A 21604-nucleotide genomic window follows, 5' to 3' on the forward strand; every position below is an offset into this window, starting at 1 on the left:
GAACGCTATAAGCTCTATCAAAAGTGGTACGCTCGCTTAGAAACTCGCTTTAATTGAAAATCATGAAAGAAATAGAAAAATGGCAGTTCAGGAAACTATCCCCGATCTGCCATTTTTCTATTTTCGTCTATTGTTGCTGTTTCACATGGTGAGTAAATCTGCTGAGAGTAGGCACACGCGATATCTTTGATAAGTATTTGGGGATTATTCCTTTTCGTAAATATAACCTCTAAGAATGACCTGTCTTGTATCAGACGTTATTTCATCCTCACGATCTAAATTCGCTACTTCATTGCTCGGATACGTACTTGGCACTTCAACATAATTAAAATCACCATGTTCTGATTGAATATCTTTAGCAGGTTGAGTCAGAGCATGATTTATCAACTCTTTTCCTCTCTCACTGTCGGGAGTGATCAATTCCGTCGATTCAATTGGCTTAGATTCTTCAGCAACCGCTTTACTACTCATAATTCCTACGGTTAATGAACCTCCTAAGATTATAGCTAGACTTAAGATGATAATCGCCTTATTCTTCTTATTCATAATGACACCTCACTTTTAAAAGAAATGATTTCAAATTTATTACCAACATTACTACTTGCGTTGTTCCAAATAGCTTGTTCATTAACAAACTCTTCCTATTGGATTAAGTTAGCATTACACTTATATAACGCTAACAATTACTATTAGTTTAGTAGAAATGGAGAAACCATGTATGAGCATTTTTCAAGACATCAGTTAATGGAGACTGTTGATTACATCCCCTTCAATGAGGCGATGTGCGATAATGAGTCTTGTGCAGATATTTTCAGTCCGGCATTTAACCGATTGAGGGCTGCAGGACATCACGTTTCTTTAGCTAAATATGAAGATATAACGATGAAACCATTGGCATGTTTGCTAAATAAGAAATACAGATGCATTGTGCTATGGTTTGGCGATGATATGTTTTGTCAAATGAATTTATTAACGATTTTGGCTTATCTCGAACAAATCAGTTTTCAAGGGACTGTCTGCTATCACATGGTTCAGGAGCTAACCTATGATGTTGAAGAAACAGCGATTGACCCAAATCACTATCACGAAATCTACCGCGAAGCATTGTTAGATCATCATCTTCCTGCAGCCAAACTCATGCCAGTCATGGATCAGGGCATTCGATTGTATCTAGAATATGTACAGGGCGACAATAGAATCACAGCCTATATCCGCGAACATATAGATCAACCACAGGATCAATTATTAGAACATTTATTTCGCCTTTTTCCACAGTATGGATTAGGGGATCTACAATATATCCAGATGATTGATAACGTTAAAGAATGAACCATCCTTCCTCAGTTAGATGTACCTAGCTTTGCTAGGCACGCAGTTGCATTAAGTACATCTAAATTCAGCCATATCCCTCTTCAGCCAATTTTAATTGCACAACCTACATCTAATTTAATAGAAATTCCACTTTTCAGCGTTATCGCCATTTTTAAGTGTAGTTTTGCAACTATCTCCTTTGACCTCAACTTTTCCTGCTTATTAAGTGTACTTTTACATCTACTCTAGCCGCACCTTCACTACCTTCAAGCGCGAAGCTTTGTTCGTCACTCTAACAACCCGGCTTTACGTCTATTCCACTGAATGCCATGCTTAATTTAGGATATTACATGGAATATGGATGGTTTGGGGCCGGTGTCGTATCGGCTATTCAAGTGATTTCAACACCTTATGTTCACAACAAAGACTCGAGAACGATCTCCCGAGTCTTTCATAGCTGTATAAAGATCTATTCCACTATAGTTCCATTACACTTCTAACGCCTTTTTCAATTCCTCAGACGAAGCTTCCCACCATTCTTCATTACGAGTCACTAGTAACTCCTTAAGAGCAGTCTTTTCCTCATCAGACAATCTATCCAATATGATTTTGCGCTTCAAAGCGGCATCTAGGTTATTAACGTGATCCGCTAGAATTTTGTAACCTCTACGAGCTTCTGTATCGATCCACATCTCACAAGCTGTAGCGCCTCCATAAAGCTGCCCTTCTGGCGTACGGTCCACCGCGACCCACACTACCCATACTAGACGGCCATTCGGTACATCCTCACGATTCGCAGAGAACTTAATGCCCTTCTCCACTTTACTCTTAGCATGGATTGCTCCTACATCCACCTTAGCTTCACCCTCGTCAATGATGACCGGTGATACGTTGTTTAGGTCAATCGAACCCGCTCCAAATCCGGTATGTTTACTTCTCTTGCTACTCACAATATTCAGGGCAATCTGTTTCTTGCCACTTGGTTCTTTGTTATCCATTTATTCATTATCCCCCTACCATGAAACAGAAATGTAATCCCGTATTTCTGCATCCAGTTATTTATTACGGCGATTCCTATTATTTTAACTAATAATTGACGAATTGCAAACATATACATGCTGTAGATGCTTGTCAACGGGAGGTATTCAAGTATGACCCCAGCTCGCTCCAAAAAAATTGCCGTTATGATCATTACCCTATTTCTTCTCAGTGGAACCTGGTGGTGGATGCTTCTCAAGGATTCACCCGAATCCAAGACCGTTTATGCGCCCATTCAGGCCAAGCCCACAAGTACAACTACTCCAGAAATTCAAAAGGAAAGCATTCAGCAGCCTACAGCTGAAGTACTGAGTAAACGAATTGTAGAGTACCACATTGATGTTTCTCTTGATCCAGAAGCTAACTTACTGAAAGGAGAACAGAACCTCACCTGGACCCATCCCGGTAAGAACACCGTTACGGAGCTATATTTCCACCTCTATCCGAATGCATTCTCATCTATGGATACAACATTTATGAAAGAATCCGGTGGGAGACTCCGTAACGATACCATGCCCTCCGATGGCTTCGGTTCCATGACTCTCACAGATCTCAAGACTGAAGATGGCATCTCACTGATGCACCGTATCCAGTACGTACAGCCCGATGATGGCAATAGCAAAGACACAACCTTGGTCAAAATACGTCTTCCACGACCTGTAAAGGGAGGGGAGAGTATTACACTTAACATGAAGTTTGAAGTAAAGCTTCCTCAAATATTCGCCCGTATGGGAGTCGCCGACAAATTTGTTATGGCGGGACAATGGTTTCCCAAGATCAGCGTATATGAACCTGTTGGTTTAAGAAACAGAACCTCTGAAGGCTGGAATCTTCATCAATACCACGGAAATTCTGAATTCTATTCTGATTTCGGTATCTACAATGTGCGTATTCATGTTCCAGAGAACTATATTGTTGCTTCTACAGGCTTTCCTATTAAAACAGCTCAGTTCCTAAAGGGAGAGAAGATCTACCAGTTCTACGCGGATGATGTTCACGACTTTGCTTGGTCGGCATCTCCCGATTTCATTGTAGCAGAGAAGCCCTTCTCATCTCCTGAGGTTCCTGGTGTACGAATCAAGCTATATTTAGACCCTGCTCATAAGGATATGAAAGATCGCTATTTCTATGCCGCTGAGGTTGCCTTAAAATACTTCAGCAAGTGGTATGGTCCCTATCCTTATTCCACCTTATCGATCGTTGTCCCTCCTAATGCGGGCAATGGCGCAGGTGGTATGGAGTATCCGACCTTAATTACAGCCTTCGGTGCCAACAACGATTCACCTGGTTATGAACTGGAGCGAACGGTTATTCATGAAATTGGCCATCAATATTTCTATGGGATGATTGCAAGTAATGAATTTGAAGAGGCCTGGCTAGATGAGGGGTTCACTTCATACGCAGAAGACCAGCTAATGGAGCAGGAATTCGGACTGATTCCCAATCTTCCTGTCCAAGCCACGATCATCTCTTCACCCGCTTCACTCACACAGGAAGCATGGAAATATGGCTCTCAGGAACATTATGCTCAAAATGTCTATTACCGTGGCAAATTAGTATTAAAAAGTATTGAGAGACAAGTCGGTCAGCAAAAGATGAATAAGATCATGGCGACCTATGCTCAAAAGTACCGCTTTTCCCACCCATCAACCCGTGATTTCCAACTGGTTGTGGAGCAGGTCACTCACAAATCATGGCAATTCTTTTTCGATCAATATGTCTATGGTAAACAAATGACCGACTTTGCTATTGATAGCATCACAGTACAGAAGATAGACGTTGCCTCTGAGACACAATACGAATCGAACGTAACTGTAAGTCGATTAGGCGGTACTTACTCCAATATCCCAATACAGTTCACATTTGCAGATGGTCACACCTTACAAAGAGTATGGAATGGAACAGGCGATACGATCCAGTTCAAGCTACAATATACATCGCCTCTTTCCTCGGCTCTCATTGATCCAGATTACACACTTGTACTTGAGAACAAATATATCAATAACTATTTAACAGCGGAGCTAGATACCAAGAAGGTCTCCCGCTGGAACATTAGCATGACCAAGCTGCTTGAAGTATGGCTTGGAAGTCTGTCCTGGTGAGGTGAAGAACGGTGAGGACGAATATCGCCAATGGCTGGATCAGTGTCAAGAATCAATTCTACGTCGTTATCATTCTATTTCTGTACCAACTTCTCTTCAGTTACTTTCTGTACCGTTTGGTTAATTCAGTCGTAGTTCCTTTACTTCAGCGCTACCCAGACCCACCTCCCACTGAATTAAGTCAGATCTTATTCTACGTTGAAGGACAATTGAATCTCATGCATAGCCAAACCGTTCATAACTACATGTGGATTCTACTGGGCATGTTACTCTTTCGTATGCTTCTCACTCCTTTGATTCATTCAGGCATATTCTATGGGCTTCACCAAGAACAAAAGGGTGAGACAGGACTTTTCTTTTTCAAAGGTATGGCATTGTACGCCAAACCAGTGATGCTGTTCTATTGGAGTGAGGCACTATTAGTTCTTCTTCCCGCATACTGGTTAATCCCTAAGCTCTATACGTTAGCTATTAGTGGTTATATGACACCATCTATTCTGCTTCAGGCTATTCCTTATGTTCTGGGTTGGATCATATATCGATATGTCATACATCACGTCATCCTTTTTATGCAATTTGGAAAAACAGGATCAACAGGTATCATCTCCTCTGCCCTAGTATGTTTGCGTAGTGCACTTCCTGTTATTGGAATATCCCTCATCTTGGGTGTACTCAGTTTACTTTTCTTCTGCTTATTTACCGGTCTTTCACTTGTGTGGTCAGGGCTTCTTGCTCTCATACTTCAACAGTCCTATCCACTCATAACTTGTTTATTCAAAATGTGGCATATCACCTCTCATTATCATGTATGGCACTCCAGATTTTACAAGTCGTAATCATTCTCCTTTATTTCTCTCTATAATTGCTTGTTACGAGAAACCCCCGCCCTTTTCAACAAAAAGGGCGGGGGTTTCTTGTCTTTACTGGGTTATTGGAATTTGCCAAAGTGTAAATCCTCTGTTAAGATAACACTTATAACAACTTTGTAACCTTTATAGCTATTCATATTATTAGTTATTGACGATTGTCACTTATTGGTGCATCATACAGCCGAATTCCTAAGCACCAGGAGGCGGGGGATCCAATTATATGGGTGAATTGATCTTGCAACATAGGGATCATAGGGGAACCTTCAACCGAATCCTTAAGCTAACCTCGCAGGCATTGGAAGGGGAAAACGTAATTGAACAAGAAGTTAACTGCTAGCGTATTAAGTATGGCTCTTGCGTTAACCATTGGAACAGGTAGCGTATTTGCAGACTCAACGATGGATTCGGTCATTGACCGTACTATTGGAGTTACTTATAAGACCGGTGGAACAACCACCAATGGATTTGATTGTTCTGGCTTCTCTCGGTATGTCTTCTCCAAATTAGGCATCACCTTGCCACGACAGTCTTCAGCACAGTTCAAAACAGGTACAGCTGTATCCCGTAATGAGATGAGACCTGGAGATCTAGTCTTTTTCAACACTTCAGGAAAAGGTGTCTCTCATGTTGGCATATTTGTCGGTAGTGGTAAATTTGCACATGCATCTACTTCACGTGGTGTCATCATCAGCTCCCTTAACGAAAGTTACTATGCCAAGCGCTATATTGGTGCTAAACGTGTCATGAGTACTGCCAAATATCAAGCTGCTGCCTACAATTAACAATACGATAAATAGTACCTTAAGAAGACCTATGAAGGACTCGACATCCCTTGCGTAGGTCTTCCTTTTTCAACAAAATTAAATCATTTACATCAAATATGACAAAAAACAATTGCCAAACCGGTATTCCTTTGCTACAATAGTTCAAGTAAGTACATAGTAACAACTTTGTAATAAGTTTTGTAACATTTACGTTAACTATATCTGCCGAATTCCCGATACAACGGGAAGTGGGGGAACCGTCTTGGGTGAATTGATCTTGCTTCAGAGGGATCATAGGGAACCTTCAACCGAATCCTTAAGCTAACCTCGCAGGCACCGGAAGGAGTTATCTTGTTGAAGAAGAAATTAATATCAGTAGCTCTAGGAATGACATTATTGTTGTCCATTGGAACCGGAAGCGCTTTCGCAGACTCTAAGATGGACAAGGCTATTGAGCCTACGATTGGAACTGCATATGTAGGTGGTGGTGTAAACACCAATGGATTCGATTGCTCAGGATTTACAATGTATATTTTCGATAAGCTAGGTATTGAATTACCACATCAGTCTGGTTCCCAATTTAGTATGGGTACAGCGATTGCACAGAAGGACTTAAGAGAAGGAGATCTTGTCTTCTTTAACTTTACTAGTAAAGGTCTTGTATCGCACGTTGGAATTTATGTAGGTGATGGAGATTTTGCACATGCTTCCTCTTCTAGGGGTGTCATTATTAACTCACTTAGCCAAGCCTATTATAAAAACGGTTACGTTGGCGCTAAAAGAATTATGAGTGATAATACATATGAGTCTGTTGCACTCGATAATTAAATAATACTTATTAACGGGCCTGTGGAGGAGATTTCAATTGAATCTCAACTGCAGGTTTTTTCACCTCTATATACAATGCGAGTTTAAAAAAGTCAGGTTTGAACTATTACTTACAGAAGGGAATCTGTGTATGAATCACCAACATTTAATCATTATCCCAATGGAGATTGATCATGCTCGCGCTATATCGGAATGGACTTATCCCATTCCATACGATATTTACGGATGGATGTCTTGGGACCAAATGGAAGCGCTAGGCATTGAATTTGGCGATCCGATTATTCGTAGAGAACAGTATGCTTCTGTTACGGATGTACAAGGAGAACTCTACGGATTTGCACAGTTCTTTCCGTTAGAGGGTGTAACCCGTCTTGGGATCAGCATGCGACCTGACTTATGTGGACAGGGATTAGGAAATATTGTTGTACAATCTATTGCTCGTGAGGCAGTACGACGCAGCCCCCATGATGAAATTGACCTAGAGGTTCTAACCTGGAACAAACGTGCCATCCAGGTATACCTCAAAGCAGGGTTTGAGATTACGGATACTTATGAACGACTAACTCCAGATGGTATGAAGCCCTTTTTTTGCATGGTTTTAAGAAAATCTTACGATTTCTATGATAAATAGCACTCAATTACATCCTTTATATAATATATACTGGATTTTTCATCACTTATTTGACACAATAGCTATGATGTACGTTTCCTATCCGTTATAATAAAATTATCAGCCTACATAAGAAAGGATGAACAAGATGCAAAAATATATTATGAGTGGTTTCTTCTTTACTGCATGTATTCTAGCCATCGTACTTATGTTTACTCTTCCTGGTCAAGGGGAAGTAGACAAAGTAGCAAAACCTAGTATGCCAGAGGTTGTATTCGATGCTTCGGCTGCTGAAGCAATAGTTAAAGCGAGTTGTATTTCTTGCCACGGTGATCAGCTACAAGGGGGAGTAGGTCCGAACCTACAAGCTATCGGTAGCACGATGTCAGCTGAAGAAATGTACACATTGGTTAGTAAAGGTAAAGGAATTATGCCTGGCTTCAAAGATACATTAGCCGAAGAAGAAATTGCTAATGTCGCACAGTGGTTAGCCCAAAAGAAATAACACAACATAGAAAAACGGGTACCTTCCTTATTTGGAAGGTACCCGTTCTGCGTGAAATTCCACTACTCTTCACTTTCTATTTCCACACATCTTGTCAAAGGCCTCATTATATTGCTTCGCCTCTTTCATATCTATGGCAGTTAGATATCCTTCATCCCAAGAAGTGAGACGGAGAATAACATTCTGATAATCAATGGTGATCAGAGGATGATGGTTAAAGGCCTCAGAGATGGTTGCTACATCATCTACAAATGAAATTCCCTTCATAAAACTTGAGAAAATGAATCTACGTTCTATAAAGCGCTCCTCAACTAACTCCCAGCCCTTAAGCTGACTCAAATGCACGTCCACTTCTTCCTTTGTATACGTCACTCTTTAAGCTGCCACCTTTCCAGACCAATGTTATCTAACGATAACCCCGCCACTTATATCATTGTATTCTTTCAAATAACCTTTCATGCAACAATCTCTATAGTCCATGGTCAAAAAACTGAACTTATTGAACTACCTCTATTAAATTAAAGGCACAACGGCCAGTTCTGTATCACCTATAAGTATATTGATTCGATGGTTCTCTTGATCGTGGATAACCACCCCACTTCCAACTGCTATAGATGGATTTGTCCCCAGTCCATAGAATAAATCTTCTGCCAAAGCTTCCATGACCTCTTCCTTATCCTCCACCGATAGCTGGTTCCATTCTTCTTCTTCCATCTCAAAAAATAAATAACTATCTGTAATTCGACCTACAGCAATCGTCAACTCTTGAAAAATAACTTCGTAATCACGACCATGTTTTACACCCAATTTATAGCCCTCCATTTCGTTTGTAACAGAACTTTTACAATTGATTTCATTATACAGGAAAATAGACCTTAAATAAAAAGCCCTTTATGTCGATAATATACTATAATGCGTCTCTTGTGCGACAGTCCATCTTTTCTATCTTCATTTGGCGGCATGAAAGGATTCAATTCTATTTCTCATGGATGAGGTGTACAATGGAAATTTCAACGATTATTGGATTAATTTTAGGTTTAGTTTCAGTTGTAGTAGGGATGTTTCTCAAAGGTGCTCCATTAGGTGCCCTTATGGTACCTGCAGCATATTTAATTATTTTTGGAGGTACTGCGGCAACCATCTTTATGGGATTCCCTATGTCAGAGCTCAAGAAGATTCCAAAGTTAATCAAGATTGTCTTTATTAAGAAGAAGTCAATGGATAAGAAAGAAATGATCACTTTATTTATGGAGTGGGCCTCCATTACTAGACGTGAAGGATTACTCGCTCTGGAATCCAAAGTAGAAGAAATTGACGATACGTTCTTGCGTAGCGGAATGCGAATGATTATTGATGGTAATGATCAGGACTTCGTGCGCGATGTCTTAATGGAAGATATTAATGCTACCGAAGATCGTCATAAGGGCGGGGCTCTTATTTTCTCTCAAGCGGGTATGTACGCACCTACACTTGGAGTGTTGGGTGCCGTTATAGGTCTTATTGCTGCACTAGGTGATATGGAGGATATGGCTGTACTAGCGAAGGCGATAGGTGCGGCTTTCATCGCAACTCTACTCGGTATATTTACCGGTTATGTTATCTTTCACCCAACTGCCAATAAGCTTAAACGTATATCAAAAGCTGAGATTGAGCTTAAACTTATGATGCTTGAAGGTCTTCTATCTATTCAATCAGGTGTGTCTACGATTGCTATTAATCAAAAGCTTTCCGTATTCTTAACCCCTTCTGAACGTGAACAAATGAAAGCTAGGGAGGGTGGTTTAGGTGAGCAAAAAGACTAGACGTCATGAGGAAGAGGAACATACGGATGAGTCTTGGCTTCTCCCTTACTCTGACCTTATGACTCTTCTTCTAGCTCTATTCATTGTTTTATATTCAATGAGTGCTGCAGATGCAGAAAAATTCGAAGCGATGAGTGAGGCCTTCAGTGCCGCCTTTTCTACTGGAACTGGTGTTCTGAACCATACATCTTCTATTTCCAAAGATAACACTACTTCAGACCTAGCAGCTGAAGACACTCCAGCCAAGAAGGTCACTAAAAGTCAACAGGCTTCGCTTATCAGACAAGAGCAGATAGATTTAGAGAAATTGAAGCAGCAAATAGATCAATATATCCAGCAGAACGGGCTTACCAATCAGCTCGAAACCAAGCTTAATCAATCACAGCTAATGATCTCAATTAGCGACACTGCACTCTTCGCTTCTGGTAAGGCTACAGTGAAGCCTGAGTCCAAACAATTGGCCACTGCTATATCAGGTATGCTACAGGAATTCCCTGATTATGACATTGTGGTTTCAGGACATACGGATACTATTCCCATCTCCAACAGTGAATACGAATCTAACTGGGATCTAAGCTCCGATCGAGCCATACAGTTTTTGAAAATATTGTTGACCAATAGCAAGCTTGATCCTAAGAAGTTCACTCCTGTCGGTTATGGTGAGTACCATCCGATAGTCGATAATGATACGGCCCTGAATCGAGCGAAGAATCGCCGCGTGGAAGTATCACTTATTCGTAAGTACCAAGATAATAATCAAGTCCTGAATGTCACAGATGTCCAAGACTAACACTTTCTTATATTCTAAAAATGGCAGGCAAGGGATTATCCCCAGCCTGCCATTTTTATTGACTTTTAGAACCCTCTTCTATTTCTATGCAGCTATTGTACCCATCGATTATTCTAAATTATAATGAAGCAGGCTTCCAAGCTCCAGTTTCTCTTCAGTCGTTAGGTCCCGCCAAGTTCCAACCTTATGGTTCCCTAGTTCTATATTCATAATTCGTATACGTTGTAACGCCTCCACCTTATACCCAAAAGCTTGGCACATACGTCGTATCTGTCGATTCTTACCTTCTGTCAAAACGATACGGAATCTCCGCTCTGATAATATAGTCACTTCGCAAGGTCGCGTCATTTCACCTAATATTCTCACACCAGAGGACATTCCCCTGACAAAGGAATCTGTAACCGGACGATCCACACTTACTAAGTATTCCTTTTCATGTTTACCTTCTGAACGTAATACTTTATTCACGATATCCCCATCATTCGTCAAAAGAATTAATCCTTCTGAATCCTTATCCAATCTTCCTATCGGAAATATACGCTCCGAATGGCCTACAAAGTCGATGATATTTCCCTGAATATGCAGCTCTGTTGTACAAGTTATACCTATCGGCTTATTCAGCGCAATATAGATATTATTCTTCTTAGAGAGCAGTGGTTGACCATTTACGCGTACGTCATCACCCTCTTCAGCCTGACTACCAAGTACAGCTAATACGCCATTAATCGTTACTTCGCCATTCTCCACTCTCTTATCTGCCTCTCTACGGGAGCAGAAGCCTGTCTCACTGATGAATTTATTAATCCGCATGACTGTTTTCTCACCTCTATGTTTATGTTTAATTATTCTACCCACTATCCGATAAGGATACCACATTTTCCAATACCTTTGAAAAGACATTGATATTATTCCCGTCATTATCTACAATCAAGTAGAAACGGCTATGCCGTCTTTTTCAAGACGGTATCCGTTTCAGAGGAAATATAAGGAATAGAGTATCAAGAACCAATTTCATAATTACGCAACCCGATTTAGCTGCATCGGCGATTATGAAATTGATTCAGGTAAAACTTATACTTTCTTATATTTCAATAAAGGGGAAATGACTACACTTATACACATACTAACAGACCGATATTATTTTATGTGTATAACTCTGTTGATATTTCAATACTTATGCACATGTTTGTGCACAACATGTTAACAACCGAATATTTGTTCGTTGAATAAGCACTATTTATCTAAGGAGGGCATTGAAAAGTGAGTTGTCCACAAAATGAATCCACATTATTCTCCATAGATCACTCTATTCATGAGTATTGGATGCGCCAAGCCATTCTTTTAGCCCAGGAAGCTGAGAAACTCGGTGAAGTCCCTATTGGAGCTATTATTGTCAGGGGCGATGACGTGCTCGGACGAGGATATAATCTAAGAGAGCAGACGATGGATCCTACCGCACATGCAGAAATGATCGCTATCCGTGATGCTAGCCAACAACTTGATACCTGGCGCCTTCTAGAATGCAGACTATATGTAACGCTCGAGCCTTGTCCAATGTGCGCAGGAGCGATCGTCCAGTCCCGCATACCACAAGTCATCTACGGAACTACAGACCCTAAGGCTGGCTGTGCTGGTACATTAATGAATCTACTACAGGAGCCACGCTTTAACCACAGAACAGAGGTCATTCCGAATGTATTGCAAGAAGAGTGTTCCCAATTGTTAACTCAGTTCTTCCGCAAATTACGCAATAGATAAGAACACACAATGGCAGACCAAGATGTTCCTTGGCCTGCCATTTCTTTGTACTTTGTATATTATTCTTATATTTTTAGAAACCGCCGCCGAACTCTTCCTCAAATTGTTCCATAGTAATAACATCATCCCCGGAAGGGATACCTATCTTGAACGTTTGCTTTTCATTAATATTAAGGTATTGACTAGATCCCTTTAGAGCAATCTTCATTTCTTGACTTGTTTCAGGATCATTCACTTCAATATCCATCACGAAATCCTGATAGCTAGTAAAGTCCTTTTTATTAATTGCTGTGTTTAGATTAAATGTGTTGATCTTCAAATACTTCTTCATTTCTTCAAGACCTTGATTGAATTCAGTTTCATCTAAAGTAGCCAATTCATCCTTCAATTCTTTCACGTCTTCTGGCTTCAACCCCAGCAATTCACGGTACTCATCTTTATCAATAACGCTGATCATATTCGGCAGCGCTTTATTAACGAGAATCTTAATCGCTTCTTCTACATTATCATTCGTAACTTGGAATTGTACCACTTGTTTAGCTTCGATGCCTTCTGGAAGATTGGCATCCTTCACTGCGATATCCTTGAAATACTTTGCCTCTTCATACTCCTTGAAGACAACATCCGAAATCTCGCTCGCAAACTTTTGAGATTTATCAGTATCTAGAGTATCTAGATTAAACTCTGTTCCGCTTTGTTCAGCAAGTTCCTTCAGATCTAATTCTAAATACTTATTGACGATACTCTCTGGCAATGGAAGCATTGGAATACTCGGTATCTTAATAAATATCTTTTCTTTGGTCATAACCATTGGAATTGTAAAACTCATCGCCATATCACCTTTAAGGTTTAAACCTACCGTTAGCTCTGTTTGCATTGGATCCGCTTGATAATAACCATCAACCGTCAATTCAGCATTTTTGAGCATGGTCATAACCATACCAACACTTGCATCATCCACTAACTCTGGAGCATTAAATTTAAGATCTTCAATGATGAGCTTACTTTTCATTTCGTATGATGTCATCATTGCGGTGTTTCCTGCAGCACTTTGTAACGCTTCTTTCGGACCTTGCTTACTTCCACAACCCGTTAATACAACTGTCATTGTTAAGAGCAATGTAAGCACCATAATAGACAACTTTTTCTTCATTCAGCTCTCTCCCCCTCTTTTTCTATCAATATAGTCACTTTTTCAATCATAAACTAAATTGGCTCAATGCGAAACCCCCTTTGGATAATTATTCTATAAAACGATGATTTTTTCCTATTTCATTTATGATTAGACATAAAAAGAGACTGTTCTTAGTAGATAAGCCTAATAAGAACAGTCTCTCCTATAAGTAAAGCTTCACACAATAATCCTAACCTTTCTCTGATACGCTTTCTAGCCCTCTTTGTTCAAGTGGCTGACATGATTGCGGTTCTTTACCTTTTTGGATCCAGAGAGTGGCTCTTGCATCGCGTGAGAGTCATCCTTACGTCGGTGTTGACCTTGATTCTCCTGCGCTTCAGGAACAGGTATCGTTTTTGGTTTACTCATGATGTTCACCCCATTCATATCATTTACACATCATCAAGATGGATTCGTTACGTCATGTAGCGATTGGGCACATTCATGGATATGCCGTGTATAATCTCCTGCCAGTTCCTGAATAACATGGGTATGTTCGTCCACGGATCGCTCGCATCAGCGAATACTTGGCTCTGATCCGATGGATTAAGAATCGCAAGCAGTTTAGACTGCCAGGCATCTACAAGTTGACCTTGATTTAGCTCGAAGTCTTGATTCATAAAGAGCACCTCCTCTTCCCTATAAGGTGTGAATACAGAATGATTTTTATACAAAAAAACCATTCTCATCAAGTGAGAATGGTTAGTAATTTAAGATAATGGCGGAGAGGGTGGGATTCGAACCCACGTGGAGTTGCCCCCTAACGGTTTTCAAGACCGCCCCGTTATGACCGCTTCGGTACCTCTCCAAAATGATATTCAGTTGTTTCAAACGACAGATAATTAATCTTTAACAACAAAAACTATCTTATCACAACTGAACATCAAAGGTCAAGCTTATTTTTTAAAATATAAGAAAGTATAAGTTTCACTTGAATCAATCTCATAATTGCCGATGCAGCTAAATCGGGTTGCGTAATTATGAAATTGATTCTTGATACTCTATTCCTTATATTTCCGCTGAAACGGGTACCTTAAAGCGATACGAAGTATCGCTAGCATCGGAAGCATAACCTCTTTGAAAAAGACGGTATAGCCGTTTCTACTTGAAAGAAATTATTTTTATATTTCCCATATAAGGCTGAAGCACATCAGGAACGATAACACTGCCATCTTCTTGCTGATAATTCTCTAGAATAGCAGCGAAAGTACGTCCAACTGCCAATGCAGAACCATTCAAAGTATGAACGAATTCCGGTTTCCCCTTGGTTTCTGGTCGGAATCGAATATTGGCACGACGAGCTTGAAAGTCCCCCGTATTCGAGCATGAGGATATCTCACGATACATACCACTCTCAGGTAGCCACACTTCTAGGTCATATGTCTTCGAAGCTGAGAAACCCATATCGCCAGTACTCAGCGCAAGTACACGGTACGGTAATTTCAGAAGCTGAAGAACCTTCTCTGCGCTCGCTGTCATCTTCTCTAATTCTTCATAGGAGGAATCTGGATGTACTACCTTCACCAGCTCTACCTTGTTGAATTGGTGTTGACGAATGAGTCCACGCGTATCTCTCCCTGCAGAACCAGCCTCTGAACGGAAACACGAACTATATGCCACGAAATACTTCGGCAAATCTTCCGCAGTCATAATCTCATCACGGTAATAATTCGTTACGGGTACTTCAGCTGTTGGAATCAAATAATAATCCGTATCTTTAAGTTTAAACAGATCTTCTTCGAATTTCGGAAGCTGTCCTGTGCCGCGCAGACTATCCCCATTCACGATGTACGGTGGAAGTATCTCTTCATACCCAGCATCACTGTGTAGATCCATCATAAAGTTGATCAGTGCCCGCTCTAGACGCGCCCCTAACCCCTTATAGAAAGTAAAGCGTGAACCCGTTACCTTAGCAGCTGCCTCGAAATCAAGAATACCTAGATCTTGCGCGATATCCCAATGTGCTTTAGGAGTGAATTGAAACTCCCTAGGTTCAGAAATGCGGCGTACTTCAACATTATCAGCCTCAGACTTCCCGAGTGGCACAGATTCATGAGGAATATTAGGAATCGACATCGTCAAGTCGGCAATACTTACTTCCAGCTCTCGAACTTCCTCGTCCAAAGATTTGATCTGATCTGACACTTCGCGCATTTCTTCAATTAATGATTGTGCATCTTCACCATTCTTCTTGCGCTTAGCCACTTCACCCGATACGTTATTTCTACGACTCTTTAGATTTTCACTTTCTTGTAGCAGTTCTCTGCGACGTCCATCTAATCTAGGAAAGTCTGCAATGAGATCGAGTGATTTACCTCGGCTCTTCAATGCTTCTTCCACCCTTGCATAGTCGCCACGCAATATTTTTACATCTAACATCGGAATATCCTCCTCAAGAAAAACAACCTCAACCCTTATAAGGTCAAGGTGTTCTTATTTCACTTTGTAAGTTTAACTCCATCATGCTTGGCTATCTTCGACCATATTCACAAAGAACTGATGAAGACGATAGTCATCCGTCAATTCTGGATGAAACGAAGACACTAACAGATTCCCTTGTCTAGCGGTAACGATCTCATCCTGATGAGTAGCCAGAATCTCGACCTGAGGACCGACATCACGAATGAGTGGAGCACGTATGAATACCGCCCTAACACGCTCATCGATTCCTTTAATGTCTAAGTCTGTCTCGAAGCTTTCGCGTTGACGACCGAATGCATTGCGGGCAACGGTCATGTCCATCAACTCCAAATGAGCTTCATCCTGACCCTCAATTCTTGCAGCGAGCACAATCAGGCCAGCACATGTTCCAAATATCGGTTTGCCTGCGGCTGAGAATTCCCGAATCGCTTCAATAAACCCATATTTACGCATCAGTTTACCGATCGTTGTACTTTCCCCACCAGGAATAATAAGTCCCTGAACGCCGTCAAGCTCCTCTATTCTTTTCACTGCCACCCCTTGCGCACCTGCAAGTTCAATGCTCCGGATATGTTCTGTGACAGCACCCTGTAATGCTAATATGCCTACCTTCATCTGTCTCTATCCCTCTTTCTTACCAGCCACGATCAGACATACGCTGTGACGGCGTTAAAGATGAAATTTCGATACCTTTCATTGCTGCACCTAAGTTTTTAGATACTTCAGCAATTAATTTATAGTCGTTGAAATGAGTTGTAGCTTCTACGATAGCACGTGCGAATTTCTCTGGGTTCTCCGATTTGAAAATACCAGATCCTACGAATACGCCATCCGCACCTAGATGCATCATCAAAGCCGCATCAGAAGGTGTTGCAACACCACCTGCGGCAAAGTTCACGACAGGCAATTTACCTAATTTTTGAACCTCAACCAGTAGGTCATGGGAAACACCTAAATTTTTAGCTTCAGCATATAACTCATCTTTCGACATATTCTGAACTCTACGAATTTGACCATTAATTTGACGCATATGACGTACAGCTTCGACAATATTTCCTGTTCCAGGCTCACCTTTGGTACGGATCATGGAAGCACCTTCGCCAATACGACGTAAAGCTTCACCAAGATCTTTGGCTCCACATACGAAAGGAACTGTGAAATCCCATTTATCAATATGATATACTTCATCGGCTGGAGTCAATACTTCACTCTCGTCAAGGTAATCCACACCAAGCGATTCCAAAACCTTTGCTTCTACAAAATGACCAATACGAGCTTTAGCCATAACTGGAATAGATACGACCTTTATAATTTCCTCCACAATGGTAGGGTCGGACATCCGAGCGACTCCACCTGCTGCACGAATATCAGAAGGAACTCGTTCCAAAGCCATAACAGCTGTTGCGCCTGCTGCTTCTGCAATTTTTGCTTGCTCAGCATTCATAACGTCCATAATGACGCCGCCCTTTTGCATTTCCGCCATACCTCTTTTTACACGTGATGTTCCCGTCTCCATTTATACGCCTCCTGAAATATATATGCTCAATCCATCCATAGTACCTATTTCGCATGATGAATGGATGGTAACTCCATGAACTATACGTACACTTCTATACTGATATTAAAAAAGATTCTTGATTCCGTCAAACAAATCGGCGAATAAATCTTTAATACCTCGGAATAACAAGCGGAACCAGCCGCCTTTCTCTACTTCATCAGCTGTAACCAGGTTAACCGTCTTCTCTTGAGAATCACTCATACCGTCTATCTTATAAGTATAAGTAATGGTCCCCACCTTAGTTCCTTTGGCCAGTGGAGCAACAAGCTCATCTGGACTCATAAGAGTTACTTCAGGAGTAACTGTCGGATTTTGCGTTCCTTTAGCGACTATGAACTTAACGTCTAAATCTGTCACCACTGCAACAGTGGTCTTCACACCCTTCTTGATAGATACTGTTTCAGTACCTTCTACCGTCGTCTTGGGTGCAATCACTTGCTTGATTTCAAAATTATTAAACCCGTAATCAAGAACTTTCTTCGTCTCCACGAAGCGTGCTTTATTAGAATCTGCACCCATGACGACACTAATAAATCGCATACCATCTATTTCTGCAGTACCCGCGAAACAGTAACCCGCAGCACTCGTGTGACCTGTCTTCAATCCATCTAACCCAGGATAAGCATAAGCCTTAAAGTTTGTTATATCTTTATTCGCTTCTAACATCCAATTTAAGTTGATAATTGGGTCTTTATCCCGTGCGCGGAATTTATGTGATTGAATCGCTGTAAACTCTGCGAAATCCGGATGATCCTGAATGATGTACTTGGCAAGAATGGCTACATCCATCGCTGACATAACCGTCTCCCGATCCGCACTCGGTCTAAATTCCTCTGGCATATCTGCACGACTTAGACCCGTAGAGTTGATAAAGAATGCGGTCTTCATTCCCATTCGCTCTGCTGTTTCGTTCATCATTTGGACAAAAGCTGCTTCAGAACCAGCTACCCGTTCAGCTAAAGTCACTGTAGCATCATTCGCAGATCCAACAGCCATAGCTATGTATAATTCCCTAATAGTATGCTGATCTCCTGCTGCCAAGTAGATTCGTGAGCCGATCGTATTGGCAGCGTTCTTCCCCACCGTAACGACTTCATCCCATGTGAGCTTTCCCTGTTTCACTTGTTCTGCTACGATATACTCCGTCATCATCTTAGTCATGCTTGCAGGCGGAAGTGCAACATCACTGTTCACAGATAACAATACCTCACCTGTTGTAGGTTCGATCAGTACCGCTGAATCCACTTGTAACCCTAAATTCGCTACATCAGGTATCTTGCCCTCTTTAGCTGCGACCTTGGTCGTTGTAGCCTCTGTCGTTGCTGGCTCCCCTTCAGCCAACACTACAAGAGGTACTGATGACATAAATAACATATTTAATAGTATAACGGAAGCTATACTCTTTTGAACCCATTGACGTTTACTTGGTTTCACTTTCTTATGCTTCAATGAATATGAACTCCTCTCTATCTATAAAAATAGCTTACTTGTTCTATTCTAACACAGCGTATTGATCAAAAAAAGACAGACAGAGCGAAATTCGCCCTGTCTATGTGTGAAGATTGTCATTATTGTTGAAAATTCAAATATTATACCGAATAATTGGGTGCTTCCTTAGTAATTTGTACATCATGTGGATGGCTTTCGCGAAGTCCAGCACCCGTTATTCTGATGAATTGCGTATCATTACGAAGCTCGTCCAACGTTTGAGTACCACAATACCCCATTCCAGAGCGTAACCCGCCAATCAGTTGCAGAATCGTATCTGATATAGGACCTTTAAATGCCACGCGCCCTTCAATACCTTCAGGTACAAGCTTCTTATCATCATCTTGGAAATATCTATCTTTACTTCCTTGTTTCATTGCACTGATCGATCCCATTCCACGATACACTTTATATTTACGTCCTTGATAAATTTCTGATTCACCCGGACTTTCTTCTGTTCCCGCAAATAAACTTCCTAACATCACTGCATGTGCTCCGGCAGCAATAGCCTTGCCGATTTCGCCAGAATACTTAATACCACCATCTGCGATAATTGGAATACCATATTCCGCTGCAACAAGCGCACAATCATAAATCGCTGTAACTTGTGGAACCCCAATACCAGCAATCACTCGTGTCGTACAGATTGAACCAGGCCCAATTCCTACTTTAACGACGGATGCACCAGCTTTAATCAAATCACGCGTTGCATCACCTGTTGCCACATTACCAGCAATGATGGTGAGCTCTGGATAACGTTCACGCAAATCGCGAACAGCATCAATAATATTAATGTGGTGTCCATGAGCAGAATCAATCGTAATGACATCTACACCAGCCTTAACCAATGCCTCTGTACGTTCTAATGTATCTTTAGATATACCAATTGCTGCACCAACCAAAAGGCGACCTTGTGCATCCTTAGCAGCGTTAGGGAACTGAATGACCTTCTCAATGTCCTTAATTGTAATAAGACCTTTAAGAATATTATTGGAATCAACTAAGGGTAGCTTCTCAATCTTATGTTGTTGCAATAGCACTTCTGCTTGCTGAAGCGTCGTTCCCACTGGAGCAGTAACCAAATTCTCTTTGGTCATCACATCACTAATCTTAATCGTGTAATCATGTATAAACCGCAAATCGCGATTCGTCAAAATCCCCACTAATTTATTATCCTCATTCACAATCGGTACACCAGAAATACGGAATTTACCCATAATCTCCTCAGCATCAGATACTAAATGATCAGGTGTTAGTGAAAAGGGATTTGTAATTACCCCACTCTCAGACCGTTTAACACGATCCACTTCCTCAGCCTGTTGTTCTACCGACATATTCTTGTGGATGATACCTATTCCACCTTCTCTAGCAATAGCAATAGCCATGGCAGCTTCTGTCACCGTGTCCATACCAGCACTAATCAATGGAATATTTAATTTCACATGCTTACTTAATCTTGTGGACACATCCACTTCCTTCGGTAACACTTCTGACTTTCGGGGTACTAGTAGCACATCATCAAATGTTAATCCCTCTTTACCAAACTTATCTTCACGCACCTTGTGTAAGCCTCCCTTTTTTCTTCAAACCACTAAATAAACTACTATAATTAAAGCTGAAAACTCATTTTCTGAAAATATATTATTGCCATCTTAGCAAAGGGGGTTAGGACTGTCAAGAAGATCAGTACAGTTTCCCCCTATATCCCAGCAATAACCGACTTTTACCAGTAATCCAGAGAAGTGATTAGTTGCAGTAAGGACATTTAAATGTTGCGATCCGCGGATATATGGTGATTTTCAAGTAATTAAGTGCAGTTTTGCAACTAGATCAGTACCTAAAGCAATTTAGCCAAATTTAGTTGTAGTTTGTGCAATTGCATGGTGAGTGAGGAGAAGTGTTGGGAATGAAGTCTAGTGGTTGGAGCGAGTTGATGGATTGTGGGCTGAGGTCAGTCGTTGGGGCGAGTTGATGGGTTGAGAAAGAAGTCTAGCGGTTGGGGCAAGTTGATGTATTGTGAGCTGAGGTGCAGTTGTTGGGTAGCAGTGGTCGAAGCGCAGAAAAATGAAGCCTTGAGCCGCTGTAGAAAAGCAAATAAATAATTAGTTGTAGAAAGGGCAGTTAGTTTGAAGGAAAAGTAGCTAATGTGAGTTTTAGTTGCAGAAAGGACAGTTAAATGTTGCGATCCGCGAATAAGTGGTGATTTTCAAGTAATTAAGTGCAGATTTGCAACTAGATTGGCGTGAGAAGCAATTTAGAAGAATTTAGCTGTACTATGTGCAACTACTGCATCAGGAGGTACTGATGATTGGAGTTGGTGAGTGGTACTGGATGGTGCGCGGGACAAATGGGAAGTTGATGGTTAATGGTTGGTGGTTAAAGTACGCTGGGTGAAGTGGTGGATAGAACTCCTTAATACTTATACAGCTTCAAACACAAAAGAAAAACCACCGTTGATCGAAATCAACAGTGGTTCTTATGCTTGGCGACGTCCTACTCTCCCAGGACCCTGCGGTCCAAGTACCATCGGCGCTGGAGGGCTTAACGGTCGTGTTCGGGATGGGTACGTGTGGAACCCCTCCGCTA

Annotated in this window: 23 protein-coding genes, 1 tRNA gene, 1 rRNA gene and 2 riboswitches; of the genes, 10 read left to right on the plus strand and 15 right to left on the minus strand. The window is 41.2% G+C overall.

The window, feature by feature from the left end:
- Positions 1 to 204 precede the first annotated feature (204 nt).
- Positions 205 to 546: a hypothetical protein gene (locus AC1TO9_RS24240; protein ID WP_482060712.1), complete on the minus strand. Its 342-nt coding sequence runs from the start codon at positions 544 to 546 to the stop codon at positions 205 to 207.
- Between the two features lie 198 nt (positions 547 to 744).
- On the opposite strand from AC1TO9_RS24240, the gene AC1TO9_RS24245 reads away from it, so the two are divergent.
- The gene (locus AC1TO9_RS24245; RefSeq protein WP_482060713.1) at positions 745 to 1329 is read left to right on the plus strand and encodes an AraC family transcriptional regulator; all 585 of its coding nucleotides are present in this window, start codon (positions 745 to 747) and stop codon (positions 1327 to 1329) included.
- Positions 1330 to 1799: 470 nt separating this feature from the next.
- Here the strand turns inward: AC1TO9_RS24245 and AC1TO9_RS24250 are convergent, their stop codons facing one another.
- A complete protein-coding gene (locus tag AC1TO9_RS24250) occupies positions 1800 to 2309 on the minus strand; it encodes a YwhD family protein (protein WP_482057860.1) in 510 nt (169 codons plus the stop codon).
- A gap of 153 nt (positions 2310 to 2462) precedes the next feature.
- On the opposite strand from AC1TO9_RS24250, the gene AC1TO9_RS24255 reads away from it, so the two are divergent.
- The 6 genes from AC1TO9_RS24255 (at position 2463) to AC1TO9_RS24280 (ending at position 8027) form a co-directional block, all read left to right on the plus strand.
- Entirely contained in the window at positions 2463 to 4451 is a 1989-nt protein-coding gene (locus AC1TO9_RS24255) for a M1 family metallopeptidase (protein WP_482060714.1), read from the plus strand.
- Between the two features lie 11 nt (positions 4452 to 4462).
- On the plus strand, positions 4463 to 5287 hold the full coding sequence (locus AC1TO9_RS24260) for a hypothetical protein (protein ID WP_482057858.1): 825 nt from the start codon (positions 4463 to 4465) through the stop codon (positions 5285 to 5287).
- Positions 5288 to 5489: 202 nt separating this feature from the next.
- Positions 5490 to 5630: riboswitch (cyclic di-AMP (ydaO/yuaA leader) on the plus strand.
- Positions 5631 to 5634: 4 nt separating this feature from the next.
- A complete protein-coding gene (locus tag AC1TO9_RS24265; RefSeq protein WP_482057857.1) occupies positions 5635 to 6102 on the plus strand; it encodes a C40 family peptidase in 468 nt (155 codons plus the stop codon).
- Between the two features lie 195 nt (positions 6103 to 6297).
- A riboswitch (cyclic di-AMP (ydaO/yuaA leader) is annotated at positions 6298 to 6435 on the plus strand.
- A gap of 3 nt (positions 6436 to 6438) precedes the next feature.
- Complete coding sequence (locus AC1TO9_RS24270; protein ID WP_482057856.1) at positions 6439 to 6912, plus strand: C40 family peptidase; 474 nt, start codon at positions 6439 to 6441, stop codon at positions 6910 to 6912.
- A 130-nt stretch (positions 6913 to 7042) separates the two neighbouring features.
- Complete coding sequence (locus tag AC1TO9_RS24275; protein WP_482060715.1) at positions 7043 to 7543, plus strand: GNAT family N-acetyltransferase; 501 nt, start codon at positions 7043 to 7045, stop codon at positions 7541 to 7543.
- Between the two features lie 127 nt (positions 7544 to 7670).
- Positions 7671 to 8027 carry a c-type cytochrome gene (locus tag AC1TO9_RS24280; protein ID WP_482057854.1) on the plus strand — a complete coding sequence of 119 codons (357 nt, stop codon included), beginning with the start codon at positions 7671 to 7673 and terminating at the stop codon, positions 8025 to 8027.
- 69 nt (positions 8028 to 8096) lie between these two features.
- Here AC1TO9_RS24280 and AC1TO9_RS24285 read toward each other — a convergent pair whose 3' ends face one another.
- Both AC1TO9_RS24285 and AC1TO9_RS24290 read right to left on the minus strand, forming a co-directional pair.
- Positions 8097 to 8399, minus strand: a complete 303-nt coding sequence (locus AC1TO9_RS24285) for a 4a-hydroxytetrahydrobiopterin dehydratase (RefSeq protein ID WP_482060716.1) — start codon at positions 8397 to 8399, stop codon at positions 8097 to 8099.
- 141 nt (positions 8400 to 8540) lie between these two features.
- Positions 8541 to 8834, minus strand: coding sequence for a hypothetical protein (locus tag AC1TO9_RS24290; RefSeq protein WP_482057852.1), 294 nt, complete (start codon positions 8832 to 8834; stop codon positions 8541 to 8543).
- A 194-nt stretch (positions 8835 to 9028) separates the two neighbouring features.
- Between AC1TO9_RS24290 and motA the strand changes: the two genes are divergently transcribed.
- Together motA and AC1TO9_RS24300 are read left to right on the plus strand one after the other, a co-directional pair.
- The gene (motA, locus tag AC1TO9_RS24295; RefSeq protein WP_482057851.1) at positions 9029 to 9829 is read left to right on the plus strand and encodes a flagellar motor stator protein MotA; all 801 of its coding nucleotides are present in this window, start codon (positions 9029 to 9031) and stop codon (positions 9827 to 9829) included.
- The gene (locus tag AC1TO9_RS24300) at positions 9813 to 10619 is read left to right on the plus strand and encodes a flagellar motor protein MotB (protein WP_482060717.1); all 807 of its coding nucleotides are present in this window, start codon (positions 9813 to 9815) and stop codon (positions 10617 to 10619) included. Before motA ends, AC1TO9_RS24300 begins: the two co-directional genes overlap by 17 nt.
- 108 nt (positions 10620 to 10727) lie before the next feature.
- Here the strand turns inward: AC1TO9_RS24300 and AC1TO9_RS24305 are convergent, their stop codons facing one another.
- Positions 10728 to 11429, minus strand: a complete 702-nt coding sequence (locus tag AC1TO9_RS24305; RefSeq protein WP_482057849.1) for a pseudouridine synthase — start codon at positions 11427 to 11429, stop codon at positions 10728 to 10730.
- A gap of 450 nt (positions 11430 to 11879) precedes the next feature.
- On the opposite strand from AC1TO9_RS24305, the gene tadA reads away from it, so the two are divergent.
- A complete protein-coding gene (tadA, locus tag AC1TO9_RS24310) occupies positions 11880 to 12377 on the plus strand; it encodes a tRNA adenosine(34) deaminase TadA (protein ID WP_482057848.1) in 498 nt (165 codons plus the stop codon).
- 73 nt (positions 12378 to 12450) lie between these two features.
- Here tadA and AC1TO9_RS24315 read toward each other — a convergent pair whose 3' ends face one another.
- From AC1TO9_RS24315 to rrf, 10 genes are all read right to left on the minus strand, one after another.
- On the minus strand, positions 12451 to 13530 hold the full coding sequence (locus tag AC1TO9_RS24315; RefSeq protein ID WP_482057847.1) for a hypothetical protein: 1080 nt from the start codon (positions 13528 to 13530) through the stop codon (positions 12451 to 12453).
- 234 nt (positions 13531 to 13764) lie between these two features.
- On the minus strand, positions 13765 to 13920 hold the full coding sequence (locus AC1TO9_RS24320; protein ID WP_482057846.1) for a small acid-soluble spore protein P: 156 nt from the start codon (positions 13918 to 13920) through the stop codon (positions 13765 to 13767).
- A gap of 47 nt (positions 13921 to 13967) precedes the next feature.
- Positions 13968 to 14171 (minus strand): hypothetical protein, encoded by a 204-nt coding sequence (locus AC1TO9_RS24325; protein ID WP_482060718.1) that lies wholly within the window; start codon positions 14169 to 14171, stop codon positions 13968 to 13970.
- A 99-nt stretch (positions 14172 to 14270) separates the two neighbouring features.
- Positions 14271 to 14359: transfer RNA gene (locus AC1TO9_RS24330), tRNA-Ser, on the minus strand.
- Between the two features lie 293 nt (positions 14360 to 14652).
- Complete coding sequence (gene serS, locus AC1TO9_RS24335; protein ID WP_482060719.1) at positions 14653 to 15930, minus strand: serine--tRNA ligase; 1278 nt, start codon at positions 15928 to 15930, stop codon at positions 14653 to 14655.
- Positions 15931 to 16011: 81 nt separating this feature from the next.
- On the minus strand, positions 16012 to 16587 hold the full coding sequence (pdxT, locus tag AC1TO9_RS24340; protein ID WP_482057843.1) for a pyridoxal 5'-phosphate synthase glutaminase subunit PdxT: 576 nt from the start codon (positions 16585 to 16587) through the stop codon (positions 16012 to 16014).
- A gap of 19 nt (positions 16588 to 16606) precedes the next feature.
- Positions 16607 to 17488 carry a pyridoxal 5'-phosphate synthase lyase subunit PdxS gene (gene pdxS, locus AC1TO9_RS24345; protein WP_482057842.1) on the minus strand — a complete coding sequence of 294 codons (882 nt, stop codon included), beginning with the start codon at positions 17486 to 17488 and terminating at the stop codon, positions 16607 to 16609.
- Positions 17489 to 17593: 105 nt separating this feature from the next.
- A complete protein-coding gene (locus tag AC1TO9_RS24350; protein ID WP_482060720.1) occupies positions 17594 to 18979 on the minus strand; it encodes a D-alanyl-D-alanine carboxypeptidase family protein in 1386 nt (461 codons plus the stop codon).
- Between the two features lie 140 nt (positions 18980 to 19119).
- Positions 19120 to 20577, minus strand: a complete 1458-nt coding sequence (guaB, locus tag AC1TO9_RS24355) for an IMP dehydrogenase (RefSeq protein WP_482057840.1) — start codon at positions 20575 to 20577, stop codon at positions 19120 to 19122.
- 921 nt (positions 20578 to 21498) lie between these two features.
- Positions 21499 to 21604: ribosomal RNA gene (gene rrf / locus AC1TO9_RS24360) — 5S ribosomal RNA — on the minus strand; the annotation flags it as partial.

It is taken from the genome of Paenibacillus sp. Y916, assembly GCF_056786435.1.